This is a genomic window from Chromobacterium sphagni, assembly GCF_001855555.1.
In the GTDB taxonomy this organism is placed as follows: Bacteria; Pseudomonadota; Gammaproteobacteria; order Burkholderiales; family Chromobacteriaceae; genus Chromobacterium; species Chromobacterium sphagni.
The window spans coordinates 117,356-140,395 of the sequence record NZ_MKCT01000083.1 but is presented as its reverse complement, the minus strand read 5'-3'; the positions used below and the strand labels follow the sequence as shown (position 1 = coordinate 140,395).

General features: G+C 64.1%; 19 protein-coding genes and 1 pseudogene. 11 read left to right on the top strand and 9 right to left on the bottom strand.

All coding sequences use genetic code 11. The features are described 5' to 3' along the window. Positions 1 to 67: 67 nt before the first annotated feature. From BI344_RS21690 to BI344_RS21670, 5 genes are all read left to right on the top strand, one after another. Complete coding sequence (locus BI344_RS21690) at positions 68 to 1,192, top strand: isochorismate synthase (RefSeq protein WP_241499434.1); 1,125 nt, start codon at positions 68 to 70, stop codon at positions 1,190 to 1,192. Continuing rightward, positions 1,189 to 2,793, top strand: a complete 1,605-nt coding sequence (locus BI344_RS21685) for a (2,3-dihydroxybenzoyl)adenylate synthase (protein WP_071114870.1) — start codon at positions 1,189 to 1,191, stop codon at positions 2,791 to 2,793. Before BI344_RS21690 ends, BI344_RS21685 begins: the two co-directional genes overlap by 4 nt. A gap of 7 nt (positions 2,794 to 2,800) precedes the next feature. Continuing rightward, on the top strand, positions 2,801 to 3,682 hold the full coding sequence (locus BI344_RS21680) for an isochorismatase (RefSeq protein ID WP_071114869.1): 882 nt from the start codon (positions 2,801 to 2,803) through the stop codon (positions 3,680 to 3,682). A gap of 3 nt (positions 3,683 to 3,685) precedes the next feature. Next, entirely contained in the window at positions 3,686 to 4,447 is a 762-nt protein-coding gene (gene dhbA, locus BI344_RS21675) for a 2,3-dihydro-2,3-dihydroxybenzoate dehydrogenase (protein WP_071114868.1), read from the top strand. 142 nt (positions 4,448 to 4,589) lie between these two features. Beyond that, the gene (locus tag BI344_RS21670; protein ID WP_083370331.1) at positions 4,590 to 5,696 is read left to right on the top strand and encodes a 3-deoxy-7-phosphoheptulonate synthase; all 1,107 of its coding nucleotides are present in this window, start codon (positions 4,590 to 4,592) and stop codon (positions 5,694 to 5,696) included. Between the two features lie 44 nt (positions 5,697 to 5,740). On the opposite strand, the gene BI344_RS21665 is transcribed toward BI344_RS21670, so the two are convergent. The 8 genes and pseudogenes from BI344_RS21665 to rimP form a co-directional block, all read right to left on the bottom strand. After that, complete coding sequence (locus tag BI344_RS21665) at positions 5,741 to 6,124, bottom strand: hypothetical protein (RefSeq protein ID WP_071114867.1); 384 nt, start codon at positions 6,122 to 6,124, stop codon at positions 5,741 to 5,743. 377 nt (positions 6,125 to 6,501) lie between these two features. Further along, complete coding sequence (gene pnp, locus BI344_RS21660; protein ID WP_071114866.1) at positions 6,502 to 8,646, bottom strand: polyribonucleotide nucleotidyltransferase; 2,145 nt, start codon at positions 8,644 to 8,646, stop codon at positions 6,502 to 6,504. A 195-nt stretch (positions 8,647 to 8,841) separates the two neighbouring features. After that, a pseudogene (rpsO, locus tag BI344_RS21655) lies at positions 8,842 to 9,110 on the bottom strand (30S ribosomal protein S15). A gap of 93 nt (positions 9,111 to 9,203) precedes the next feature. Continuing rightward, positions 9,204 to 10,127 carry a tRNA pseudouridine(55) synthase TruB gene (gene truB / locus BI344_RS21650; RefSeq protein WP_071114864.1) on the bottom strand — a complete coding sequence of 308 codons (924 nt, stop codon included), beginning with the start codon at positions 10,125 to 10,127 and terminating at the stop codon, positions 9,204 to 9,206. Next, entirely contained in the window at positions 10,124 to 10,540 is a 417-nt protein-coding gene (gene rbfA, locus BI344_RS21645; RefSeq protein ID WP_071114863.1) for a 30S ribosome-binding factor RbfA, read from the bottom strand. The genes truB and rbfA overlap by 4 nt, the downstream gene beginning before the upstream one ends. A gap of 170 nt (positions 10,541 to 10,710) precedes the next feature. Continuing rightward, a complete protein-coding gene (infB, locus tag BI344_RS21640; protein ID WP_071114862.1) occupies positions 10,711 to 13,647 on the bottom strand; it encodes a translation initiation factor IF-2 in 2,937 nt (978 codons plus the stop codon). Positions 13,648 to 13,686: 39 nt separating this feature from the next. Further along, the gene (nusA, locus tag BI344_RS21635; RefSeq protein WP_071114861.1) at positions 13,687 to 15,165 is read right to left on the bottom strand and encodes a transcription termination factor NusA; all 1,479 of its coding nucleotides are present in this window, start codon (positions 15,163 to 15,165) and stop codon (positions 13,687 to 13,689) included. A 51-nt stretch (positions 15,166 to 15,216) separates the two neighbouring features. Next, entirely contained in the window at positions 15,217 to 15,642 is a 426-nt protein-coding gene (gene rimP / locus BI344_RS21630) for a ribosome maturation factor RimP (RefSeq protein ID WP_071114860.1), read from the bottom strand. A gap of 305 nt (positions 15,643 to 15,947) precedes the next feature. On the opposite strand from rimP, the gene BI344_RS21625 reads away from it, so the two are divergent. The 5 genes from BI344_RS21625 to BI344_RS21605 all read left to right on the top strand — a co-directional run bounded on the left by BI344_RS21625 (position 15,948) and on the right by BI344_RS21605 (position 21,124). Continuing rightward, a complete protein-coding gene (locus BI344_RS21625) occupies positions 15,948 to 17,627 on the top strand; it encodes a long-chain-fatty-acid--CoA ligase (protein ID WP_071114859.1) in 1,680 nt (559 codons plus the stop codon). Between the two features lie 112 nt (positions 17,628 to 17,739). Beyond that, positions 17,740 to 18,870, top strand: coding sequence for a PilT/PilU family type 4a pilus ATPase (locus BI344_RS21620; protein WP_071114858.1), 1,131 nt, complete (start codon positions 17,740 to 17,742; stop codon positions 18,868 to 18,870). Between the two features lie 8 nt (positions 18,871 to 18,878). Then, positions 18,879 to 19,229, top strand: a complete 351-nt coding sequence (locus BI344_RS21615) for an ArsC family reductase (protein ID WP_071114857.1) — start codon at positions 18,879 to 18,881, stop codon at positions 19,227 to 19,229. Next, positions 19,226 to 20,359: a succinyl-diaminopimelate desuccinylase gene (gene dapE / locus BI344_RS21610; RefSeq protein ID WP_071114856.1), complete on the top strand. Its 1,134-nt coding sequence runs from the start codon at positions 19,226 to 19,228 to the stop codon at positions 20,357 to 20,359. The genes BI344_RS21615 and dapE overlap by 4 nt, the downstream gene beginning before the upstream one ends. Positions 20,360 to 20,494: 135 nt before the next feature. Next, positions 20,495 to 21,124, top strand: coding sequence for a MarC family protein (locus BI344_RS21605; RefSeq protein WP_071114855.1), 630 nt, complete (start codon positions 20,495 to 20,497; stop codon positions 21,122 to 21,124). Positions 21,125 to 21,130: 6 nt separating this feature from the next. On the opposite strand, the gene BI344_RS21600 is transcribed toward BI344_RS21605, so the two are convergent. Further along, the gene (locus tag BI344_RS21600; RefSeq protein ID WP_071114854.1) at positions 21,131 to 21,481 is read right to left on the bottom strand and encodes a DUF4180 domain-containing protein; all 351 of its coding nucleotides are present in this window, start codon (positions 21,479 to 21,481) and stop codon (positions 21,131 to 21,133) included. Between the two features lie 217 nt (positions 21,482 to 21,698). Here BI344_RS21600 and BI344_RS25930 point away from each other — a divergent pair, with 217 nt between their 5' ends. Further along, entirely contained in the window at positions 21,699 to 23,012 is a 1,314-nt protein-coding gene (locus tag BI344_RS25930) for a methyl-accepting chemotaxis protein (protein ID WP_277620473.1), read from the top strand. The last annotated feature ends 28 nt before the right edge of the window (positions 23,013 to 23,040 follow it).

Sequence of the window (23,040 nt, the reverse complement as noted above, 5' to 3'; positions counted from 1 at the left end):
CATGGAGCAAGCCATGCATACTCGGTCGACGACGCCCGGCAGTACCGGGGAAGATGAATTTTATTTCATGTCGTCCCACCTCAGCCTGAAGGCCAGCGGCGTCCACGTCCGCGTCCGCACACCGGCCAGGGATGGGATCAGCGCGAGCGGCGCATTCTCGCGCGAAGTGGCCGAGGCTTTCGCGCGCGCGCGCGCCGACGGAATCCATAATCCGGTGCTGATGGGCGCGATTCCGTTCGACATGGACAAGCCTTCCGAATTGTTCATTCCGCGCCGGCTCGCCTTTTTCGACCGCAGCGAGCGCCTGGGCGCGGCTGCGCAGCGGACCGGCGCCAGCGCCCAGGTGGTGAGCGCGCGCAGCATCCCGGACGAGCGGGACTTCAAGGCCGCGGTCGGCAAGGCCATCGCCCATTTCCAGCTGGGCGAAATCCGCAAGGCGGTGCTGTCGCGGGTGCTGGAAGTTGACTTCGCCCAGCCGGTATCGGCGCAAGCCATATTCGATTCGGTGTGCGCGCAGAACCCCAACGGCTACCAGTTCCAGCTGCCGGTGGAGGGCTGCGGCCAACTGGTAGGCGTCAGCCCGGAACTGCTGTTGCGAAAGAGCGGCGCCAATGTCCGCACCTTCCCGCTGGCAGGCTCGGCCAAACGGCAGAGCGATGCCGAAGCCGACGCCGCCGCCAGCGCCCAGCTGCTGGATTCGGCCAAGGACCATTACGAGCACAGCCTGGTGATAGACGAGATCCGCAGCGTGCTGGCGCCGCATTGCGCCGAGCTGTCGATCCCGGCCGCGCCGTCGCTGCTGGGCACCCGCGCCATGTGGCACCTGGGCAGCCCGATAGACGGCCTGCTGGCCGATCCGGCCATGCCCGTCCTGCAACTGGCCTGCCGGCTGCACCCCACCCCTGCGATATGCGGCTTTCCCACCCAGGCTTCGCGCCAACTGATACGCCAGATCGAGCCATTCGAGCGCGGCGTGTTCAGCGGCATGGTGGGCTGGTGCAACGAGCAGGGAGATGGCGAATGGGCGGTGACGATACGCTGCGCCACAGTCGACCGGCAGCGGGCGCGCCTGTTCGCCGGCGCGGGCATCGTCGCGGCCTCCACACCGGATGCCGAGTGGGCGGAAACCGAAGCCAAGCTGGCCACCATGCTGAGAGCCTTCGGCCTGGCCGGCGCGGAGGCGGTGGCATGAGCATTCCCTTCACGCCCTGGCCACCGGAACTGGCGGCGCGCTACCGCGCCGCCGGCTACTGGACCGACCTGCCGATGACCGAGATGCTGGCGCGCCAATGCCGGCTGCAAGCCGACGCCCCGGCAGTCTTCTGCGGCGAGCGCAGCATCAGCTATGCCGAACTCGACCGCCGGTCCGACAACCTGGCCGCCTGGCTGCTGGCGCGCGGCGTCGCCCGCCACGACACCGCGCTGGTGCAGTTGCCCAATGTCGCCGAGTTCTACATCGCGCTATTCGCCCTGTTCAAGATAGGCGCGGCGCCGGTCAATGCGCTGTTCAGCCACCAGAAGCTGGAGCTGTCGGCCTATGCCCGCCAGATCCAGCCCAAGCTGTTGATCGCCGACCGCCGCCACCCGCTGTTCGGCAACGACGTGATGGCGGACGAACTGGCCGCGATCTCGCCGGCGCTGAACGTGCGCCTGTTCGCCAACGACACGCTGGAGGCCGTCCTGGAGCAGGACGGCGGCGGCCTGCCGGCCGAGGCCGGCCCCAGTCGCGCCGACGAAGTCGCCCTCTTCCAATTGTCCGGCGGCAGCACCGGCACGCCCAAGCTGATTCCGCGCACCCACAACGACTACTACTACAGCGTGCGCCGCAGCGCAGACATCTGCGAACTCGGCCCGCACACCCGCTTCCTGTGCGCGCTGCCGGCGCCGCACAACTTCCCGATCAGCTCTCCCGGCGCGCTGGGCGTGTTCCATGCCGGCGGCGCGGTGGTGCTGGCGTCCAGTCCGGAGCCACTGTCCTGCTTCGCACTGATCGAAAAACACCAGGTGGACATCGCCGCCCTGGTTCCGCCGGCGGTGGCGCTGTGGCTGCAGGCCGCGCCCGGCAGGGAACCGCAGCTCGCCAGCCTGAAACTGCTGCAGGTGGGCGGCGCCAGCTTCGCCGAAGCCACCGCGCGCCAGGTGCCGGCGGTGCTGGGCTGCCGCCTGCAACAGGTGTTCGGCATGGCCGAGGGGCTGGTCAACTACACCCGCCTCGACGACGGCGACGACATCGTATTCGGCTGCCAGGGCCGGCCGATGAGCGACGCCGACGAGGTGAAGGTGCTGGACGAGGCCGGCCACCCGGTGCCGCCGGGCGCGCCCGGCATGCTGGCGACCCGCGGCCCCTACACCTTCCGCGGCTACTACCAGGCCCCGGAACACAACCAGCGGGTATTCGACAACGAAGGCTTCTACTACTCGGGCGACGTGGTGGTGGCCGACGAGCGCGGCTATCTGCGCGTGGCGGGCCGGGTGAAGGACCAGATCAACCGCGGCGGCGAGAAGATCGCCGCCGAAGAAGTGGAACACCTGTTGCTGCAACACCCGCAGGTGGCGCAAGCCGCGCTGGTGGCGATGCCCGATGCGCTACTGGGGGAGAAAAGCTGCGCTTTCATCGTGCCGCGCGCCGATGAGCTCAAGCCGATGACCCTGCGCCGCTTCCTGCGCGAGCAGGGCGTGGCCGACTACAAGCTGCCGGACAAATTCGAACTGGTGACCAGCTTGCCGCTGACCCATGTCGGCAAGATAGACAAACAAACGCTGCGCCGGCAACTGGCCGCGGCAGGAGCCTGAATTCCATATGAGCATCCCTACTCTCAACGCCTACCCGCTGCCGCAGGCAGCGGACTTCCCCGCCAACAAGACCGCCTGGACAGTCGAACCGGCGCGCGCGGCATTGCTGATCCACGACATGCAGCGCTACTTCCTCGCCTTCTACGGCGAGGACAGCCCGCTGGTAGCCGCGCTGGTCGCCAAGGTTGACGCCCTGCGGCGCTGGGCCGACAGCCACGGCGTGCCGGTGGTGTACACCGCGCAGCCGACCGAGCAAGACCCGCGAGACCGCGCGCTGCTCAACGACATGTGGGGGCCGGGCCTGACCCGCGCCGATCCGGCCTTGCAGCAGGTGACCCCGGCGCTGGCGCCGCGCCCGGACGACATCGTGCTGGTGAAGTGGCGCTACAGCGCCTTCCAGCGCAGCGACTTGCAGCAACGGATGAAGGATTGGGGCCGCGACCAGCTGGTGATCTGCGGCGTGTACGCGCACATCGGCTGCATGATGACCGCCTGCGACGCCTTCATGCGCGACATCCAGGCCTTCATGGTGGGCGACGCGGTAGCGGACTTCAGCGAGGAAGAGCACTGGATGGCGCTGCGTTACGTGGCCACCCGCTGCGGCGCGGTGATCTCCGCCGCCGACCTGGCACCTGCCGCCGCCCCGGCGCTGGACCGCGCATGGCTGAAAGCCCAGGTGCTGGCGGTGCTGGAGGATGGCGATGACAGCCTGGCCGGCGACGACAACCTGCTGGACTACGGCCTGGACTCGATACGGGTGATGGCGCTGGTATCGCAATGGCAGGCGCTGGGACTGACCATCCATTTCGAAGACCTGGCGCGCGCGCCCTCGCTGGACGGCTGGTGGGCGGTGATCGCCGCTCAGCGCCCGGAAGCCGAGGAGGCGTAAGCCATGCGAAGTCTGGATTTCAACGGCCAATGCGTATGGGTGACCGGCGCGGCCCAGGGCATAGGCCACGAAGTGGCGCGCCGCTTTGTCGAGGCCGGCGCGCGGGTGATCGCCCTCGACTGGCAATTCCCGGCCGAGGCCGAACAGGGCGCGTTGCGCTCGCTGCCGCTGGATATCCGCGACGCCGCGGCGGTGGCGGCGTTGTGCGCTCGGCTGGCCGGTGAGCAGTCGCTGCCGGACGTGCTGGTGAACGCCGCCGGCGTGCTGCGGCTGGGCGCGCTGGACGCGCTGTCGCCGGACGACTGGCAGCAATGCCTGGCGGTGAATGTCAGCGGGCCGTTCTACCTGCTGCGCGAACTGCTGCCGCACTTCAAGGCGCAGCGGCGCGGCGCCATCGTCAACGTGGCCTCCAACGCCGCCCATGTGCCGCGCATGGAGATGGCGGCCTACGGCGCCTCCAAAGCGGCGATGGCCAGCCTCAGCCACAACGCCGCGCTGGAGCTGGCGCCCTATGGCGTGCGCTGCAATGTGGTGTCGCCGGGCTCCACCGACACACCGATGCTACGCGGCATGTGGCAAGACGAGAACGGCGCGGCGCGCACCATCGCCGGCAAGCCGGAGGCCTACCGCCTGGGCATTCCGCTGGGCAAGCTGGCCACCGTCGCCGATATTGCCGGCGTGGTGCTGTTCCTGGCTTCCGACCTGGCCGGACACGTCACCATGCAGGACGTGGTGGTGGACGGCGGCGCCACGCTGGCAGCCTGAGCATGCGGCCGTCGCAGGAGCGGCGGCCCTGGCGGCCGCCAGGCGCGCAACCGCCCTGTCACCCATTCCGGGACCGGCCCATGCCGGTCCGGCCGCACGCGCGGGCCGAACCCGCTGCGCGGATCCTCCCGTGGAGAACATCATGACTACGCTTGCCAGGCTGGAAGACAGCCAACGCACGCCCGAACCTGCCCATCCCGTTCCACTCGCCTGCCAGGCCGACTATGGCGCCATGGCCACGCCGGCCGAACTGCTGCGCCGCCTGCCGCAGACCGAGCGCGCCAGCGCCGCCGTCCACTCCGGACGCGCGGCGGTGAAACAGGTAATCGCCGGCCAAGACCCGCGCTGGCTGGTTGTCGTCGGCCCCTGCTCCATCCACGACCCACGCGCCGGCCTGGACTACGCCGCCCGCCTGGCCGAACTAGCGGCCGAAGTGGACGACACCCTGCTGATCGTGATGCGCGCCTACTTCGAAAAGCCGCGCACCAGCGTGGGCTGGAAAGGCCTGGTCAACGATCCCTATATGGACGACAGCTGCTGCGTGGACGAGGGCATGCACATCGCCCGCCGCTTCCTGCTGGCGGCGAGCGAGCTGGGCCTGCCGCTGGCCGGCGAGGCGCTGGACCCGCTGTCGCCGCTGTATCTGGCCGATCTCTACAGCTGGACCGCCATCGGCGCGCGCACCACCGAATCGCAGATCCACCGCGAACTGGCCTCCAGCCTGGACAGCGTGGTGGGCTTCAAAAACAGCACCGACGGCTCGCTGGGCGCCGCGCTCAACGCCATCGTCTCCGCCAGCAGCCCGCACGCCTTTCTCGGCATGGGCCGGGACGGCCGGATCACGGTGGTCAATAGCCGCGGCAATCCGCATTGCCACCTGGTGCTGCGCGGCGGCGGCGGCCGGCCCAACTACGACTCGGTCAGCATCGAGCTGGCCGAACAAGCGCTGAAGAAGCACGACATCCCGCCCGCCATCATGGTGGACTGCGCCCATGGCAATTCGTGGAAAAAGCACGACAAGCAGCCGCTGGTGCTGGCCGACGTGGTCGGACAGATCGTCCACGGCAACCGCGGCATACGCGGCATCATGCTGGAGAGCTTCATCGAGCCTGGCAATCAGCCGATACCGGCCGATCTGTCCGAGCTACGCTATGGCTGCTCGGTGACCGACCCATGCGTGGATTGGGACACCACGGCGCGCATCCTGTGCGAAGCACGCAGGCAGCTGAGGCCATTGCTGGAACATTGAATCCTATCAAACGGGCAAGCCTGAGAGCCTGCCCGCGCTAGGAGCTAATACGCAGGCGTACAGTTCGGCCCCGTCCACCGCCCATCGCTGTTCAGCGTCACACCGGGATCCTGCATCCGGCAATCTGGCAGTTTGGCCTTACTATCCGTGGTAGTGGGAATGACGATAACGGTGGTGGCGGCAGGTGCGGCAGGCTGGGCTGCTGGTTGATGCATCTGTTTCTGCGCTTCTTCCATGCGCGCGCGCATGTCTTGCTCGCGTTTGTCAGACTGCTTCATCATGCATTTGGCGAAACTATCCGTGCCGGGCTGGAAGCCGTAACCGGCACAGGCGTTTTGATCCATCGCGCGTAATTCTTCCGGACTGGCGCAGGCAGTCAGCGCCAGAGCGGCGCTGGCGATGGCGATCAACAGGGGCAGGATTCTCATCTACCGGTTTCTCCATGGCTGAACGGTGATCTAGGGGCGCAAGCTTTGCAAACTTGTCTTCCTATCTATAGAAGCCAGGTTTTTTTTTTGCAACCGCTCCCCTGGCCGAGCCGGCCATTGCGGCGATTTGAACAGGCCAGATCAGATGGCCTATCCCGCATGTTCATGCGCAATGCTTACCGGCAATGCCCCTTAAGCAGCCTTGGCTTAGCATGCGTTCTTTTGCCAATGAGCTAGCAGGTGCGCGGGCAAGGCCTGATAGCCTGATAGCCTGCCCGCCCTACCGGGCTAATCGAAATATAAGCATGTTAAATGCAAAAACCCCCGCCAAGGCGGGGGTTGTCGTCTTTCGTCCGACTGCGAAGGGGCGAAAAAGTTTACTGGGTCTTCAGACCGAAGGAGTCGGCGGTCGCCTGGGCGGTTTTGGCTTCCTCTTCCAGCAGGGCCTTGATCGACAGGCGGATGCGGCCGCGGTCGTCCATTTCGATGGCCTTGACCTTGACCACTTGGCCTTCCTTCAGGTAGTCGGCCACGTTCTTGATGCGCTCGTTGGCGATCTGCGAAATGTGGACCAGGCCATCCTTGCCCGGCAGGATGGAAACGATGGCGCCGACGTTGTTGTCGAGGATCTTGACCACGGTGCCTTCGTACACCTTGCCCACTTCCACTTCAACGGTGATCTCTTCGATGCGCTTCTTGGCCGCTTCCGCGCCCTCGTTGCTGATCGAAGCGATGGTGATGGTGCCGTCTTCCTCGATATTGATCTCGCAGCCGGTATCCTTGGTGATGGAGCGGATGGTTTCGCCGCCCTTGCCGATCACTTCGCGGATCTTTTCCGGATTGATCTTCATCACGTACAGGCGCGGAGCGTGGGCTGACAGCTCTTGCGGGCCGTCAACGGCTTCCTTCATCAGGCCCAGAATGTGCAGACGGCCTTCCTTGGCCTGGTCCAGCGCAACCTGCATGATGTCCTTGGTGATGCCCTGGATCTTGATGTCCATCTGCAGCGCGGTGATGCCCGAGGCGGAACCGGCTACCTTGAAGTCCATGTCGCCCAGGTGGTCTTCGTCGCCCAGGATGTCGGTCAGCACCGCGAAGCGGTTGCCTTCCAGGATCAGGCCCATGGCGATGCCGGCGACGTGCGCCTTCAGCGGCACGCCGGCGGACAGCAGCGACAGGCAGCCGCCGCAGACCGAAGCCATCGAGGAGGAGCCGTTGGATTCGGTGATTTCCGAAACCACGCGCATCGAGTAGCCAAACTCGTCTTCCGGCGGCAGCACCGCTACCAGCGCGCGCTTGGCCAGGCGGCCGTGGCCGATTTCGCGGCGCTTCGGCGGGCCCATGCGGCCGGCTTCGCCGGTGGAGTACGGCGGGAAGTTGTAGTGCAGCATGAAGCGTTCGGTGTATTCGCCGGCCAGCGCGTCGATGATCTGCTCGTCCTGCTTGGTGCCCAGCGTGGTCACCACCATGGCCTGGGTTTCGCCGCGGGTAAACAACGCGGAACCGTGGGTGCGCGGCAGCACGTTGTTGCTGATGCTGATCGGGCGCACGGTGCGGGTGTCGCGGCCATCGATGCGCGCTTCGCCTGCCAGGATCTGGCCGCGGACGATTTCAGCTTCCAGACCCTTGAAGATGCCCTTGATCTCGTTGGCCAGCAGAGTGTCGGTGGTTTCGTTGATCAGCGCAGCCTTGACGTCAGCCCAGGCTTCGTTGATGACAACGGTGCGGGCTTGCTTCTGGCGCAGGCGGAAGGCGGCGGCGAGCTTCTCGCCGGCGATGCCGCGCACCTGGGCGATCAGCTCTTCGTTGGCGACCGGAGCAGCCCAGTCGAACATCACCGGATTCACTTCGTCGGCCAGTTCGTTGATGGCCCGGATCGCGGCCTGCATCTGGTCGTGGCCGAACACCACGGCGCCCAGCATCACGGCTTCGGACAGTTCCTTGGCTTCGGATTCCACCATCAGCACGGCGCGCTGGGTGCCGGCAACCACCAGGTCCATCGCCGAGGTGGCCAGTTCGGACTTGGTCGGGTTCAGCACGTATTCGCCGTTAACGTAACCGACGCGGGCAGCGCCGATCGGGCCGGCGAACGGCAAGCCGGAGATGGCCAGCGCGGCGGAAGCGCCGATCATCGCCGGAATGTCGGAATCCACTTCCGGATTCAGCGACATCACGGTGGCTACGATCTGCACGTCATGGTAGAAGCCTTCCGGGAACAGCGGGCGGATCGGACGGTCGATCAGGCGGCTGGTCAGCACTTCTTTTTCCGACTGCTTGCCTTCGCGCTTGAAGAAGCCGCCCGGGATCTTGCCGGCGGCGTAGGTGCGCTCCAGGTAGTCGACGGTCAGCGGGAAGAAGTCCTGACCCGGCTTGACGTTCTTGCCGCCAACCACGGTCACCAGCACAACGGTGTCTTCTACGGATACGATGACGGAACCGGATGCCTGGCGGGCGATTTCGCCGGTTTCCAGAGTGACGGTGTGACGGCCATACTGGAACGATTTAGTAATTTTGTTGAACACGAGGGTTTCCCTATCTTGAGTTCGATTATCAAAACACGCGAGCCGGAAAAAACAACGGGAACCCCTAAAAATTCTGACCTGCCGGTTAGATCGGAATTTTTAGAGGCTCCCCCCGTTGTTACGACAATATAACTCGCGTTACTGCCGGTATGAAAAAGTCGCAGCAAGCTGCGACTTTTTCAGAACCGTTGCCGATTACTTGCGCAGGCCCAGACGAGCGATCAGCGCGCGGTAAGCGTCAGCGTCGGTGCTCTTCAGGTAGTCCAGCAGACGGCGACGACGGCTAACCATCTTCAGCAGACCACGACGGCTGTGGTGGTCCTTGGTGTTGGCCTTGAAGTGGGGGTCAGGTCGTTGATGCGTGCGGTCAGCAGGGCAACTTGCACTTCGGACGAACCAGTGTCGCCTTCGGCACGTTGGAAGCTTTTAACGATTTCTGCTTTTTGTTCGGCGGTCATTGCCATTTGGATTACTCCAGTTTCATTAGGGGGTTTGAAAACCCGACAAGTGCGGCGAGCAGGAAAACCAACCCATTCCACACTCCGGTAGTGTGCCGCTCAGGACGTTGCCGCCTGGGTGGCCAGGAGCCGGATCGGATGCAGGCGACCATCGTCGCGCGCCTCGCCCAGCCCCATGAAGCTCCGGGTGGATGCATGATAAACCCGGAAGCGCTGCATTTTCTCACACTTTTCGGCAAAAAGCACGGGTTGCCCATTCATGAACTTGCCGATCTCGCCGTCGGCCAACTCGGTCTGCGGCAGATGCCTGACCAGCACGTCCGCAGGCATCAGCAAAGCCTCGCGCGCCGCCATCTCCAACCCTTCCAGGCCGGCCAGCGTATGCGCCTCGCCCAGGCTGAAACCACCGGTGGCGGTGCGGCGCAGGCCGATCAAATGAGCGCCGCAACCGAGCGTCTCGCCGATGTCACAGGCCAGCGTGCGGATATAAGTGCCCTTGCTGCACACCACGTCGATCACCGCGGTGTCGCCGTCCAGGCTGATCAACTCCAGCTGGTGTATCGTTACCCGGCGCGCTTCGCGTTCTATCTCTATCCCGGCGCGGGCGTACTCATACAACGGCTTGCCCTGATGCTTCAACGCCGAATACATCGGCGGCACCTGGCTGATCTCGCCGCGGAAGCCTTCCATCGCCACCAACAGCGCATCGCGGTCGAACACGGCCGGCCGCTCCGACACCACCTCGCCCTCGACATCGCCGGTGGTGGTCACCACGCCGAACTTCACCGTGGCGCGGTAGCCCTTGTCGGCATCCAGCAGATAAGACGAAAACTTGGTGGCCTCGCCCAGGCATACCGGCAGCAGGCCGGTGGCCAGCGGATCCAGCACGCCGGTATGGCCGGCCTTGGCGGCGTTCAGCAGCCAACGCGCCTTCTGCAACGCATTGTTGCTGGAAATGTCGTAGGGTTTGTCTATCAGCAGCACCCCGTCGATCAGGCGCTTGGTGCTGCGCGGCTTGCTCATTCCTTGCCGCCTTCGCCGGCCTCTTCATCAGGCGCCGCGGCACCGAATTTCTCCGCGTCTTCGCGCGCCACCTGGTTGATCAGGCTGGTCAGATGCATGCCGCGCTCCACCGATTCGTCGTAGACGAAATGCAGCTGCGGCATGCTGAACATCTTGATACTGCGGCCCAGCTCGTTGCGCAGATAGCCGGCGGAGCTTTCCAGCGCCTCTTGGGTGGCTTCGCGGGTGGATTCCACCATCACGGTGTAATACACCTTGGCGTGCGAGTAATCGCGGGTCACTTCCACCTGGGTGATGGTGATCCAGCCCGCGCGCGGGTCCTTCAAGCCGGTGCGGGTCAGTTCGGCCAGCTCGCGCTGGATCTGCTCGGACACGCGGTCGGCACGGGAGAAACCTTTTTTGGCTTTTGCCATGTCACTTCCAATTCTGTTCTATCACGGCCGGCAAGGCCGCTTCAGCCACGAATCCCGGCAAAGCGCACGCGCGGCGGCATGCGCTTTGCGGGTTTCCGCAGCAGCAATATGAAAAAAGGCGAGCGCCAGCCGACCTTTCGGCCGACCGGCACCCGCCCCTGACGTTCCTGTTACAGGGAACGCGCGACTTCCACGATTTCGAACGCTTCCAGCTGGTCGCCTTCCTGGATGTCGTTGAAGTTCTTCAGCATCAGGCCGCATTCGTAGCCCTGCTTCACTTCCTTCACGTCGTCCTTGAAGCGCTTCAGCGATTCCAGTTCGCCGGTGTGCACCACCACGTGATTGCGGATCAGACGGACCGAAGCCGTGCGCTTGATCATGCCGTCGGTCACCATGCAACCTGCGATGTTGCCAACCTTGGACACCGAAATCACCTGACGGATCTCGACGGTACCCAGGATCTGTTCCTTCTTCTCCGGAGCCAGCATGCCGGACAGCGCGGCCTTCACCTCGTCCACCGCATCGTAGATGATGCTGTAGTAGCGGATGTCGACGCCTTCGTTCTCGGCCAGCTTGCGCGCGGCGGCGTCGGAGCGGGTATTGAAGCCGATCACGATGGCCTTGGACGCGATCGCCAGGTTGATGTCCGATTCCGAGATGCCACCCACGCCGGAGTGCAGGATGCTGACGCGCACTTCGTCGGTGGACAGCTTCTGCAGGCTGCCGGCCAGCGCTTCGTACGAACCTTGCACGTCGGCCTTGATGATCAGCGACAAGGTCTGCACTTCGCCTTCGGTCATCTGGGCGAACATGTTCTCCAGCTTGGAAGCCTGCTGCTTGGCCAGACGCACGTCACGGAACTTGCCGGCGCGGAACAGGGCGATTTCACGCGCCTTCTTCTCGTCGGCCAGAACCATGGTGTCTTCGCCGGCTTGCGGCACGTCGGACAGGCCCAGGATTTCCACCGGGATCGCCGGACCCGCCGAGTCGATCGGCTTGCCGTTTTCGTCCATCATGGCGCGGACGCGGCCGAAGGCGGTGCCGGCCAGTACCACGTCGCCCTTCTTCAGGGTGCCGGACTGAACCAGCAGCGTCGCCACCGGACCGCGGCCCTTGTCGAGTCGGGCCTCGACGATGATGCCCTTGGCCATGGTATCCACCGGAGCCTTCAGCTCCAGCACTTCAGCCTGCAACAGGATGGCTTCCAGCAGCCCGTCGATATTGGTGCCCATCTTGGCGGACACTTCGACGAACTGGGTGTCGCCGCCCCAGTCTTCCGGCACCACTTCGTGCGATACCAGTTCCTGGCGGATGCGTTCGACGTTGGCGCCGATCTTGTCGATCTTGTTGACCGCAACCACGATAGGCACCTTGGCGGCCTTGGCGTGGTGGATCGCCTCGATCGTTTGCGGCATCACGCCGTCGTCGGCAGCCACCACCAGCACGACGATGTCGGTGGCCTTGGCGCCGCGGGCGCGCATCGCGGTAAACGCTTCGTGACCCGGGGTATCCAGGAAGGTGATCATGCCGCGCGGGGTTTCCACGTGGTAGGCGCCGATGTGCTGGGTAATGCCGCCGGCTTCGCCCGCCGCAACCTTGGCGCGGCGGATGTAGTCCAGCAACGAGGTCTTGCCGTGGTCGACGTGGCCCATCACGGTCACCACCGGGGAACGCGATTTTTCCACCACTTCGATGGTCTCGCCTCCGGTCACTTCCAGGTAGGCTTCCGGATCGTCCGCCTGCGCGGCCTTCGGCTTGTGGCCCATTTCCTCCACGACGATCATCGCGGTTTCCTGGTCCAGCACCTGGTTGATGGTAACCATCATGCCCATCTTCATCAGCGTCTTGATCACTTCCACGGCCTTGACGGCCATGCGGTGAGCCAGTTCCGCCACGGTGATGGTTTCCGGCACCAGAACTTCATGCACGATGGGTTCGGTCGGGGTCTGGAAAGCATGCTGGTTGTTGCCTTGCTTATGCTTGCCCTTGCCGCCGCGCGACTTCCAGTCGCTGCCGGCATCGCCGCCCTTGGTCTTCAGACCGCGGCCGCCCTTCTTGTTGTCGTCCCAACGGTCGCCGCCCTTCTTGCCGCCGCCCTTCTTGGCGTCCGGACGGCCGGCAACGGTAGCCGGAACCACCGGAGCGCCGGGCACGCCAGGCGCAGCCGGACGCGGACCACGGTTGTCGCCTGCCGGGCGCGGGCCGCGATTGTCGCCGGCGCCTGCCGGACGCGGACCGCGATTATCGCCTGCCGGACGCGGACCGCGATTGTCGCCTGCGCCTGCCGGGCGCGGGCCGCGATTGTCGCCTGCGCCTGCCGGACGCGGGCCGCGGTTGTCACCCGCCGGGCGCGGGCCGCGATTGTCGCCTGCCGGGCGCGGGCCGCGATTGTCGCCTGCCGGACGCGGACCGCGCTCGTCGCGCTGTTCGCGCGGCTGCTCACGCGGCGGTTCCGGAGCGCGCGGCGCCTCGACCACCGGCGCCGGCTGCGATGCGGCCAGCTTGGCGGCCTGACGGCGCTCTTCGCGTTCGATCTTTTCGCGCATCAGCTCTTGCTGGCGGGCGCGGAATGCCACCTGGCGCTTTTCCTCGGCTTCGCGCGAAGCGATTTCTTCCGGCGACAGAATGGAGGCCACGGTGCGGACTGCCGGAGCCGGCTTCGGCTCGGGCTTGGACTCAACCTTGGGCTCCGGCTTCGGTTCCGGCTTGGCCTCAACCTTAGGTTCCGGCTTCGGCTCGGGCTTCGGTTCCGACTTGGCTTCCACCTTGGGCTCGGCTTTCGGTTCGGCCTTGGCCTCTACCGGGGCGGCGGCCTTAGGCGCGTCTTCCGGACGGGCAACCACGCGCTTCTTGCGGGTTTCCACCGTCACGGTGCCGCCGTCGGCCTTCTTCACTTCGGAAGTGGACTTGCGGGTCAGAGTGATATTGGAGTCCTCGCGCGCGCCATGCGAACGCTTCAGGTAGTCCAGGAGCTGGGACTTGTCTTGCGCCGACAGCGTGTCTTCCGGCGAGCGCTTGCTCACTCCGGCTGCCTTCAGCTGCTCCAGCAGGCGTTCCGGCGAGAGATTCATCTCACCGGCAAATTGTTTTACATTCGTCAAAACCATGCGTCTTCCCAAATTCCGTAAATACTTCCCGAGAAAGCCTTACTGGTTAAACCAGTGTTCGCGCGCCTTCATGATGATTGCGCGTGCAGCTTCCGCTTCCATGCCGGTCATGTCCACCAGATCGTCAACGGCCAGGTCGGCCAGATCGTCGCGGGTGGCCACACCGCCTGCGGCCAGCTTGCGAACCAGCTCGGCATCCAGGCCTTCAACGTCCTTCAGGTCGTCGGATACATTTTCAACCTGCTCTTCGGACGCGATGGCCTGCGTCAGGAGCGCATCACGGGCGCGGCTACGCAGCTCGCCCACCAGCTCCTCGTTGAAGCCTTCGATTTCCAGCATTTCTTCCAGCGGCACATAGGCCACTTCTTCCAGCGCGGCAAAACCTTCGCTGACCAGCTTGGCGGCGACATCCTCGTCGATGCCCAGCGCGCCGGCGAACAACTGACGCAAGGCGGCGTCTTCTGCCTGGTGCTTCTCTTCCGCCTCGGTCACGGTCATGATGTTCAGGTACCAGCCGGTCAACTCCGCAGCCAGCTTGACGTTCTGGCCGCTACGGCCGATCGCCAGCGCCAGCTGCTCTTCCTCGACGATCACGTCCATACTGTGATTGTCTTCGTCCACCATGATCCGGCTCACTTCAGCCGGCGACAACGCGTTGATCACGAACTGCGCCGGTTCCGGCGCCCACAGCACGATGTCGACGCGTTCGCCCGCCAACTCCTGGGTCACGGCCTGTACGCGGGAACCGCGCATGCCGATGCAGGTGCCTTGCGGATCGATGCGGGCGTCGTTGGCCTTGACGGCGATCTTGGCGCGCATGCCCGGGTCGCGCACAGCAGCGCGGATTTCCAGCATGCCCTCGTCGATCTCCGGCACTTCCAGCTCGAACAGCTTGGCCAGAAATTCCGGCGCGGTGCGCGACAGGATCAGCTGCGGGCCGCGACCCTGACGATCGATGCGCAACAGGTAGGCCTTGACGCGGTCGCCCACGCGCAGGTTTTCCTTCGGAATCATCTGGTCGCGCGGCAGCACCGCTTCCAGCTTACCGCACTCGACGATGGCATTGCCGCGCTCGATGCGCTTGATGGTGCCGATCACCAGGTGCTCGCGACGCTGCAGGAAGTCGTTGAGGAGCTGCTCGCGCTCGGCGTCGCGAATGCGCTGCAGGATCACCTGCTTGGCAGTTTGCGCGCCGATGCGGCCGAACTCCACCGCCTCCATCGCTTCTTCGATGACGGCGCCGACGTCGACCCGCGGATCACGCTGGCGGGCGTCGGTCAGACCGATTTCCTTGCTTTCGAACTCCAGCAGGTCATCCTCGACCACCGTCCAACAGCGGAAGGTCTGGTGCTGACCGGTGTGGCGGTCGATCTCGACGCGCACATCCATCTCGTCATCGGTAAACTTCTTTTTGGTTGCCGAAGCAAGCGCCATCTCAAGGGCGGAAAACACCACATCCTTGCTGACATTCTTTTCGCTCGCCAGGGCATCCACCAGCAACAAAATCTCGCGACTCATGCATTCCTCTCCGAATTTTGTCCTTTTACGTGGCCTAGTGCCGTCCCGACCTCAAAACTCAGGCTCAATCCTGGCCTTGTCGATATTGGCAAACGGTATCACCACGATGCGGCCATCCACCTCAAGCTTCACGGAGCCATCCTCGACCCCGGCAAGACGACCGGTAAATTTCTTCTGCTGCTCGATCGGCATGCGCGTCTTGACCTTGGCGAGCTGACCAGCGAAACGGACAAAATCGGCTTCCTTCTTCAGAGGACGATCCAGACCCGGCGAAGACACTTCCAGCCGCTCGTAGTCCACGTTCTCGACCATGAAGAGTCGAGTGAGGTGATTGCTCACCAGCACGCAGTCTTCCACGGTGATGCCACCGGGCTTGTCGATAAATACGCGAAAACCGCCACCCGGGGTTATTTCAAAATCGACCAACTCGTAGCCGAAACCCTGCAGGGTGTTTTCCAGCAGCAAACGAACATCCATTGCTTTTTCCACAAATAAAAAATGGGCGAAACGCCCATCCCTAACCGCTGCGATTGTAACCTATTTCCAAAGAAAAGAAAACCTTGTGCCCCGCCCTGCCGCCAGGCCGCGCTACGGCTATGCCAGACAATTTTTGCGAGACGATTTCAGTTACGGTACATTACCGCGAATCAAACTCAAGTTTGAGCGCAGCGGCCTCGGCCGCCAAGACAACGACTAAAAACAGCGACACGCTAAACCGATTCGCCGCCGGCCGCGCCGGGGCGATGCTCGCTAAAACCCGCACGACGGAGAAACCCGGATTTATGGATAAGGTGTGGCTTAAAAACTACCAGGCTGGGGTTGCCCACGAAATCGACATCAATCAGTTCCAGTCGGTAACCGAGGTGTTCGACCGCAGCGTCAAGAAATTCAGCGACCGGCCGGCGATGGCCTGCATGGGCAAGGTGCTCAGCTATGCCGAACTGGACGCCCTCAGCGGCCAGTTCGCGTCCTTCCTGCAGCACCGGCTGGGCCTCAAGAAGGGCGACCGCGTGGCGGTGATGATGCCCAATCTGCTGCAGTACCCGATCACGGTGTTCGGCACGCTGCGCGCCGGCGGCGTGGTGGTCAACGTCAATCCGCTGTACACCCCGCGCGAGCTGGAGCACCAGTTGAAGGACGCCGGCGCCGAAACCATCGTCATCCTGGAGAACTTCGCCGGCGTGCTGGAGCAGGTGCTGCCGCGCACTCAGGTCAAGAACGTGGTGATCGCCTCCATCGGCGACATGCTGGGCTTCCCCAAGCGCCAGTTGGTGAACTTCGTGGTGCGCAAGGTGAAGAAGATGGTGCCGCCATGGCACCTCCCCGGCCACATCTCCTTCAACGACGCCCTGGCCAGCGGCAGCCGGCAACCATATAAGACGATGGCGCTCACCCACGATGACATCGCCTTCCTTCAATACACCGGCGGCACCACCGGCGTGGCCAAGGGCGCCGAGCTGTTGCACAGGAACATCGTCGCCAACATGCTGCAGGCCAGCGCCTGGGTGAAACCGCTGATCCGCGAGGGTCAGGAAGTGATCGTCACCGCGCTGCCGCTGTACCATATCTTCTCGCTGACCGCCAACCTGATGGTGTTCACCGAAATGGGCGCGATGAACCTGCTGATCACCAATCCGCGCGACATCTCCGGCTTCATCAAGGAAATGAGGAAATACCCGGTCACCTGCATCACCGGGGTCAACACGCTGTTCAACGCGCTGCTGAACCACCCGGAATTCGCCAAGCTGGACTTCTCCACCTGGCGGCTGACGCTGGGCGGCGGCATGGCGGTGCAGAAGACGGTGGCGGACAAGTGGAAGGCGGTCACCGGCGTGACGCTGGCCGAAGCCTACGGCCTGACCGAAACCAGCCCGGCCGCCTGCATCAACCCGATGGACCTGAAGGCATACAACGGCACCATCGGCCTGCCGATCTCGTCCACCGACATCGAGATCCGCGACGCCGAAGGCAAGCCCGTGCCGCAAGGCGAGCAAGGCGAACTGTGCATCCGCGGTCCGCAGGTGATGCGCGGCTACTGGCAGCGTCCGGACGAAACCGCCAAGGTGCTGGGCGCCGACGGCTTCCTCGCCACCGGCGACATGGCGATGCTGACGCCGGAAGGCTTCGTCAAGCTGGTGGACCGCAAGAAGGACATGATCCTAGTGTCCGGCTTCAACGTCTATCCCAACGAGATCGAGGACGTGGTGGCCAGCCACCCGGACGTGCTGGAAGTGGCCTGCATCGGCGTGCCGGACGACAAGTCCGGCGAAGTGGTGAAGATATTCGTGGTGAAGAAGAACCCAGCCCTCACCGACAAGGACATCATCCGCCACTGCCGCGAAAACCTTACCGGCTACAAGGTGCCCAAGCTGGTGGAATTCCGCAGCGAGCTGCCCAAGACCAACGTCGGCAAAATCCTGCGCCGCGCGCTGCGCGACCAGGAAACCGCCAAACAGGCCTGACGCCGGTACGCCATGCCACCCCAACCGCCGCGCATCCCGCCGGCGGTTTTTTTCTTGCCGCGGCGGCTACACTGTAGCCAGTACCACGCCAACCGGCACAGGAGCGCCACCGATGCTGATGCTGCCCTTCTTCAAACTGATGGCCGAACGCAAGGCCAGCGATCTGTTCATGACCAGCTTCTCGCCGCCGATGCTGAAGCTGGACGGCGAGCTGCAGCCGGTCAACGACAAGCCCCTCACCCCGGACATGGTCAAGCAGTTGGCCTACAGCCTGATGAGCGAGGCGGAAATCGCGGCCTTCGAGCATGAGCGCGAGATGAATCTTGGCCACCCGGTCCCGGGCCTGGGCAGCTTCCGCATCAACATCTTCTGGCAGCGCGGCTCGGTGGGCATGGTAGTGCGCTACATCCTGCCCAGCATCCCTTCGCTGGAGCAGCTGCAGTTGCCGCCGATGCTGGCGGAACTGGTCAAGCAGAAGCGCGGCCTGGTGCTGGTGGTGGGCTCCACCGGCTCCGGCAAGAGCTCCACCGTGGCGGCCATGCTGCAGACACGCAACCAAACCATGAAAGGCCACATCCTCACCGTCGAGGACCCGATCGAATTCCTCTACCGCCACGACAAGTCCATCGTCAACCAGCGCGAAGTCGGCTTCGACACCCTGTCCTACGCCCGCGCGCTGAAGAACGCGATGCGCGAGGCGCCGGACGTGCTGATGATAGGCGAGATCCGCGATCCGGAGACCATGGGCCACGCCATCACCTACGCCCAGTCCGGCCACCTGTGCCTGTCCACGCTGCACGGCAACAACAGCTACCACATGCTGAACCGGGTAATCAATTTCTTCCCGCCCGAAGCCCGCGGCATGCTGCTGACGGACCTGTCGGCCTCGCTGCGCGCCGTGATTTCGCAACGGTTGGTGCAGACGCTGGACGGCGGCCGGGTGCCGGCGATCGAACTGATGATCAACACGCCGCACATTTCGGAGTTGATTCGGGGCGGAGAGATAGACAAAATCAAGGAAGCCATCGAAAACAGCATGAGCGATGGCTCGCAGACCTTCGAACAGGCGCTGTTCCAATTGTACAAGAGCGGACGCATCAGCCTGGACGAGGCGCTGAAAAACGCCGACTCGCCGACCAATCTGTACTGGCTGATCAACCAGGCCAAGGACGGCGCCAAGGGCAAGCCCAAACCTGGCCCCGACAGCGCGGCCAACTTCGACAGCATCAAACTGGACCTGTAACCCACCCGATGATTACCCTGTACGGCATTCCCAACTGCAGCACCGTGAAAAAAGCCCGCCAATGGCTGGCCGACAACGGCATTGACTACCACTTCCACGACTTCAAGAAACAAGGCATAGACGCCGAACGCCTGCAGGCCTGGACCCAGCAGGTGCCGCTGGCCAAGCTGCTCAACCGCCAGGGCACCACTTGGCGCGCGCTGGCGGACGACAGCAAGGCCGCGGCCGACGACGCCGCCGGCGCCATCGCGCTGATGCAGGACAAGCCGTCGGTGATCAAGCGCCCGGTGCTGGACCTGGACGGCAAGGTCGGCGTCGGCTTCAGCGAAGCCGACTGGACGGAGCGCTTCGGCCTATGAGCGCGACACTGGATCTCGCCCGCGAACTGATCCGCCGCGACTCCGTCACCCCGCGCGACGAAGGCTGCCAGACGCTGATGATCGCGCGGCTGGAAGCGCTGGGCTTCAAGGTGGAGAAGATGCGCCATGGCGACGTCGACAATTTCTGGGCGCGCCGCGGCGACGCGGCTCCGCTGTTCTGCTTCGCCGGCCATACCGACGTGGTGCCCACCGGTCCGCTGGATAAATGGGACAGCCCGCCGTTCGAGCCCACGGTGCGGGGCGGCCTGCTGTACGGCCGCGGCGCCGCGGACATGAAAGCGTCGCTGGCGGCCTTCGTCACCGCCTGCGAGCGCTTCGTCGCCGCGCATCCGGACCACCGCGGCTCGCTGGCGCTGCTGGTCACCTCGGACGAGGAAGGCGTGGCGCTGGACGGCACCGTCAAGGTGGTGGAAGCGCTGGAGGCGCGCGGCGAAAGCATAGACTACTGCATCGTCGGAGAGCCGACCTCGGAACAACAACTGGGCGACACCATCAAGAACGGCCGCCGCGGCTCGCTGTCCGGCCGCTTGATCGTCCACGGCATCCAGGGCCACATCGCCTATCCGCAACTGGCGAAGAACCCCATCCACCTGATGGCGCCGGCGCTGGCGGAACTGGCCGCCACCCACTGGGACGCCGGCAACGACTTCTTCCCGCCCACCAGCTGGCAAGTGTCCAACATCCAGGCCGGCACCGGCGCCACCAACGTCATTCCCGGCCAGTGCGAGCTGCAGTTCAACTTCCGCTTCTCGCCGGAAAGCACGGCGGAAGCGCTGAAGGAAAGGGTGTACCGGATACTGGACACGCATGGATTGAGCTACGAGCTGCACTGGCAGTTGTCCGGCCAGCCGTTCATCACCCCGCCGGGCGCGCTGACGCGATCGCTGGGCCAGGCCATCGCCGAAACCTCCGGCGCGCAAGCGGCGCTGTCCACCAGCGGCGGCACTTCGGACGGCCGTTTCATCAAGCGCGTCGCGCGCGAGCTGGTGGAATTCGGCCCGATCAACGCCACCATCCACAAGCTGAACGAGTGTGTGGCGGTGGACGACATCGAACCGTTGTCCGACATTTACCAGCGCACGCTGGAGCTGCTGCTGGCCAAGGCATGATCGCCTCGGCTTCGCTATGCTGAAACCGGCAGGGATGCCGGTTTTTTCATGGCCGCGCGGCGCTGGCGCAGCCGTGGTGGTTTGCGTCCCCAGGCTGAATGTGCCCGACAACGCTAACAGGTAAGCTCCGCATCCATGGAAATCGAAATCGCCAAAATCTTCATCGCCCTCCTGGTGCTGGTCAACCCGCTGGGCGCCATTCCCATCTTCATCAGCCTGACGCCAAACGCCAGCCAGGAGGAGCGCCAGAAAATCGCCAAGACCACCGCCATCTCGGTGGCGGTGGTGCTGTGTCTGTTCGCGGTGGTGGGCGAGACGCTGCTGCGCTTGCTCGGCATCAGCATCGGTTCGTTCCAGGTGGGTGGCGGCATTCTGCTGATGCTGATCGCCATCGCGCTGATGAACGCCAAGCCCGGCCCGACCAAAACGACCAAGCAGGAGCGCGAGGAAGCCGGCCACAAGAGCAATATCGCAGTAGTGCCGATGGCCATCCCGCTGATGACCGGCCCCGGCACCATTTCCACCGTGATCATCTACGCCACCACCGCACACTCCTGGGTGCAGGTAGCGTATCTGCTGATCAGCGGCCTCCTGGTGGCGGTCACCTGCTACGGCGCGCTGGTGCTGGCCACGCCGCTGACCCGGCTGCTGGGCCAGACCGGCATCAACATCGTCAACCGGGTGATGGGCATGCTGCTGGCGGCGGTGTCGGTCGAAATCATCGTCGACGGCGTCTACCGGCTGTTCCCGCAACTGACGCGCTGAACACCGTCACTCCAGCTCCAGCCAGGCCAGCGCCTGCTCCCGCGCATCGAACAGGCGCGAATGGCGGGCGCGCCTGGCCTCGCGCAGATGCTCGGCGTAGCGTTTTCCGCATTGCGCGTCCCTCCACGCCGCCTCGGTGCGCAGCCGGTAGTTCCGCAGCATCTGCAGCAGCTCGCCGGCGAAACAGGTATCGAAAGCGAAAAAAGCGGCCGGCAAGGCCGGCGCGTCCAACAGCAGGCGACAGCTGCCGCGCTCGGCGCAGGCCGCCACCAGATCGGTCGCCCGGCGGGGGCCGTCCAACGACGATAGGCACTCCACCACATCCATCTCCTGCCATTGCAGAACTTGGCAATCCATGCGCTCTCCTTCCCGTTAAACCGCCGCCCCGTCGCGCTCCCACTCCGTTGCAATCAAAGGAATAGGCCAACCTCCTAAGTACATTCCCGCCGATTCGCCGCTTGACTAAACCGCTCCGTTTTTTATAAACCGAATAAGCGAAAACAAACTTTTTCTTCTCGACCATCCCTATCCCGCGAGGATGCCATCGATGTTCAATCAAAAACTGAAATCCGATTTGAATCATGCCCTACTCCAGCTGGAAAACCAAAAAAGCGTGCTGGACGCGCTGGACCGGTCGATGGCCATCATAGAATTCAGCCCGGATGGCATCATCCTCTCCGCCAATGCCAATTTCGAAGAAACCATGGGCTATACCGCCGACGAAATCATCGGCAAGCACCACAGGATATTCTGCCAGCCGCAGTTCGCCGCCAGCCAGGAATACCAGGCCTTCTGGCAGATATTGCGGACTGGGGGCTTCATCAAGGATCAGTTCAAGCGCATCGCCAAGGATGGCCGCACCGTGTGGCTGGAAGCCAGCTACAACCCTATCCGCGACAATAGAGACCAGGTGGTCAAGGTGATCAAGTTCGCGCTGGACGTCACCCAGGAAGTCAAACTCGCCCATGAGGCGAGAAATATCATGAAGGCGGTCGAGCGCTCGATGGCCGCTATCGAATTCACGCCGGACGGCATCATACTGACCGCCAACGCCAACTTCCTCGACGCCACCGGCTACACCGCCGAGGAAATCATCGGCAAGCATCACCGAATCTTCTGCCCCCCCGATTTCGTGCGCAGCCCCGCCTATGAACACTTGTGGAAGCAGCTGAAACAAGGCGTATTCGTCGCCGGCCGGTTCGAGCGCCTCCACAAGTCCGGCCGGCCGGTCTGGCTGGAGGCCAGCTACAATCCGGTCTTCGATGACGAGGGCGTGGTATTCAAGGTCATCAAGTTCGCCGCCGACATCTCCGATCAGGAAACCGCGCGGCAACAGGATCTGCGCCTGGTGCAGGAAGCTCATCGGCTGTCCGCGGCGTCGGACAGCGCCTCCAACGACGGCCAGCAGGTGATCCGGGACACCATCCGGGCGATGAGCGTGATCGCCGACAGCGCGGGACAGTCGGCGCGACTGATAGAAGATCTGGAACAGAAAACCAATCGCATCACCACCATCGTCAACACCATCCATGAAATCGCCGACCAGACCAATCTGCTGGCGCTGAACGCGGCGATCGAGGCGGCGCGCGCCGGCGAGCAGGGCCGCGGCTTCGCGGTGGTGGCCGACGAGGTGCGCAAGCTGGCCGAACGCACCAGTTCCTCCACCAAGGAGGTGACGGAGATGATAGACGACATCAAGAACGGCACCGGCAACGCCACCGACAGCATCCATGAAATGCTGGTCAAGGCCCAGTTGGGCGAAGAGCACGCCAGCGAGGCCAGCACGTCGATAGACGAGATACGCGCCAGCACTTTGCAGCTGGCCGACGTGGTCAACCACTTCTCCGCGGTGCAGGCCTACTCGACGCAGCCGCCGCGGGAAAGCTAGCGGCCAGGCTTATTCGCCACCGCTCAGC

What these genes read in the sequence shown, in the direction of transcription:
- BI344_RS21690 (WP_241499434.1), top strand. Translation starts at nt 68, where the DNA reads ATGTCGTCCCACCTCAGCCTGAAGGCCAGCGGCGTCCACGTCCGCGTC.
- BI344_RS21685 (WP_071114870.1), top strand. Translation starts at nt 1,189, where the DNA reads ATGAGCATTCCCTTCACGCCCTGGCCACCGGAACTGGCGGCGCGCTAC.
- BI344_RS21680 (WP_071114869.1), top strand. Translation starts at nt 2,801, where the DNA reads ATGAGCATCCCTACTCTCAACGCCTACCCGCTGCCGCAGGCAGCGGAC.
- dhbA (WP_071114868.1), top strand. Translation starts at nt 3,686, where the DNA reads ATGCGAAGTCTGGATTTCAACGGCCAATGCGTATGGGTGACCGGCGCG.
- BI344_RS21670 (WP_083370331.1), top strand. Translation starts at nt 4,590, where the DNA reads ATGACTACGCTTGCCAGGCTGGAAGACAGCCAACGCACGCCCGAACCT.
- BI344_RS21665 (WP_071114867.1), bottom strand. Translation starts at nt 6,124, where the DNA reads ATGAGAATCCTGCCCCTGTTGATCGCCATCGCCAGCGCCGCTCTGGCG.
- truB (WP_071114864.1), bottom strand. Translation starts at nt 10,127, where the DNA reads ATGAGCAAGCCGCGCAGCACCAAGCGCCTGATCGACGGGGTGCTGCTG.
- rbfA (WP_071114863.1), bottom strand. Translation starts at nt 10,540, where the DNA reads ATGGCAAAAGCCAAAAAAGGTTTCTCCCGTGCCGACCGCGTGTCCGAG.
- infB (WP_071114862.1), bottom strand. Translation starts at nt 13,647, where the DNA reads ATGGTTTTGACGAATGTAAAACAATTTGCCGGTGAGATGAATCTCTCG.
- nusA (WP_071114861.1), bottom strand. Translation starts at nt 15,165, where the DNA reads ATGAGTCGCGAGATTTTGTTGCTGGTGGATGCCCTGGCGAGCGAAAAG.
- rimP (WP_071114860.1), bottom strand. Translation starts at nt 15,642, where the DNA reads ATGGATGTTCGTTTGCTGCTGGAAAACACCCTGCAGGGTTTCGGCTAC.
- BI344_RS21625 (WP_071114859.1), top strand. Translation starts at nt 15,948, where the DNA reads ATGGATAAGGTGTGGCTTAAAAACTACCAGGCTGGGGTTGCCCACGAA.
- BI344_RS21620 (WP_071114858.1), top strand. Translation starts at nt 17,740, where the DNA reads ATGCTGATGCTGCCCTTCTTCAAACTGATGGCCGAACGCAAGGCCAGC.
- BI344_RS21615 (WP_071114857.1), top strand. Translation starts at nt 18,879, where the DNA reads ATGATTACCCTGTACGGCATTCCCAACTGCAGCACCGTGAAAAAAGCC.
- dapE (WP_071114856.1), top strand. Translation starts at nt 19,226, where the DNA reads ATGAGCGCGACACTGGATCTCGCCCGCGAACTGATCCGCCGCGACTCC.
- BI344_RS21605 (WP_071114855.1), top strand. Translation starts at nt 20,495, where the DNA reads ATGGAAATCGAAATCGCCAAAATCTTCATCGCCCTCCTGGTGCTGGTC.
- BI344_RS21600 (WP_071114854.1), bottom strand. Translation starts at nt 21,481, where the DNA reads ATGGATTGCCAAGTTCTGCAATGGCAGGAGATGGATGTGGTGGAGTGC.